Origin of the sequence: Rhodococcus sp. R1101 (assembly GCF_000278445.1) — a bacterium.
GTDB classification, from domain to species: domain Bacteria; phylum Actinomycetota; class Actinomycetes; order Mycobacteriales; family Mycobacteriaceae; genus Rhodococcus; species Rhodococcus gordoniae.
The window spans coordinates 1-1,602 of the sequence record NZ_AJVB01000677.1 but is presented as its reverse complement, the minus strand read 5'-3'; the positions used below and the strand labels follow the sequence as shown (position 1 = coordinate 1,602).

The following is a 1,602-nucleotide window of genomic DNA, read 5'->3' as shown; positions in this document are numbered from 1 at the left end:
CCGGCGCGTTCGAGGGCTGCAAGGGCACGGTGCCCGGCGTTGGGCCGGGCAGCGTCCATGTGTCTCCAGCCGACATGGTTGCGGGCCCAGTAACGCTGCCGGAACTCCGCATCGCCTACGAACTGCTGGAAGGTCATCGGATTGCGCGGGGGCGAGTCCGGTCCGCGATAGTCGGGGATACCGGAATCCGTCGACAGGCCGGCGCCGGTGAGAACGGCGATCCGACGTCCGTGCAGGAGCGTGTGCAGGTCGTCGGAGCGGAGTGAAAGGTCGATCACCCTCTCTACGGTAGGCCGGTTCCGGAAACCGGCGCTGGGCGCAGGAGCGCACGGACCGCGTCGATCGTGTCGGCGTCGGCGGCCGACTTGTCGGGTCGGTAGCGCAGCACCCGCGCGAACCGCAACGCGACCCCACCCGGATATCGGCTGCTGGTCTGCACCCCGTCGAGTTCGATCTCGACGACGATCGCGGGTCGGAGGTGGACGGTGTGCTCGTCGCGATGCGACTCGTATCGCGGGAATTCCTCTGTCTGCCACTGCAGCAACGCATCGGTGAGGCCCTTGAAGGTCTTTCCGACCATGATCGGTGGGCCACCGTCCGGGTCGCGGGCGCCCAGGTGCAGATTCGACAGGAAGCCGGCGCGGCGCCCGTATCCCCATTCCGCGGCGAGCACCACGAGATCGAGGGTGTGCTCCGGTTTGACCTTCTGCCACGCCCGGCCCCGGCGGCCGGCGGTATAGGTCGACGTGAGCGACTTCACCATGACGCCCTCGTGGCCGTTGCCGAGCGAGTCGCCGAGATGGGCCTCGGCGCTGTCGGCGCCCGGAGCGACCAGCGTCGGGATGCGGTGTTCACCCGCGACGCGGGCGAGATGGTCGAGTCGTACCGACAACGGCTCGTCGAGCAGGTCGTCGCCGTCGAGGTGCAGGCAGTCGAAGAAATACGGGTGCAACAGCAGTTCGCGTTCGGAACGGGCACCGAACCGGCTCATGGTCTCCTGGAACGGCCGGGGACGCCCGGAATCGGTGAGCGCGAGCGTCTCGCCGTCGAGCACGACACTGCGACAGGGAAGTGCCCGTACGAGATCGACCAGTTCGGGGACCGAAGTGGTGATGTCGCGCAGGGTGCGGGTGAAGATCCATACGGCGTCGTCCCGGCGGTGCACCTGGATGCGGGCACCGTCGAGTTTGTACTCCACGCTCACGGCACCGTCGAACTCGGTGAGCGCGGCGTCGAGGGATTCGGCGGGGGAGGCGAGCATCGGCCGGACCGGTCGGCCGAGTTCGAGGCCGAACCCGGCGAGGGCGTCCACACCGCCCTCGAAGGCTGCTGCTGCGGCCTGGGCCAAACGGCCGGACAACATCACCGCCCGGCGGACCGGCTCCACCGCGAGACCGGCCGCAGCCGCGACCGCATCGGTCATGACCCCTTCGAGAGCCCCCTGTCTCAGCTCACCTCCCAGGAGTGCGACGAGGAAGCGCTGCTCGGCCTCGGTGGCCTGCTCGAACAGTTCCACGAGCAGGTGCTGCCGCGCGGCGGCGGATCCGGGTCCGGAGATGCCGGCGAGCCGGTCGAGCAGGCCCGAGACCTGGTCCACGTGAG

Annotated in this window: 2 protein-coding genes; both read right to left on the bottom strand. The window is 69.2% G+C overall.

What is annotated here, in order from left to right; genetic code table 11:
- Window positions 1–278: Sir2 family NAD-dependent protein deacetylase (locus R1101_RS0123110; RefSeq protein ID WP_026003623.1), on the bottom strand; the 278-nt coding region annotated here is incomplete at its 3' end.
- Window positions 279–283: 5 nt separating this feature from the next.
- A partial coding sequence (locus R1101_RS0123105) for an ATP-dependent DNA ligase (protein WP_016935563.1) occupies window positions 284–1,602 on the bottom strand: 1,319 nt, incomplete at its 5' end.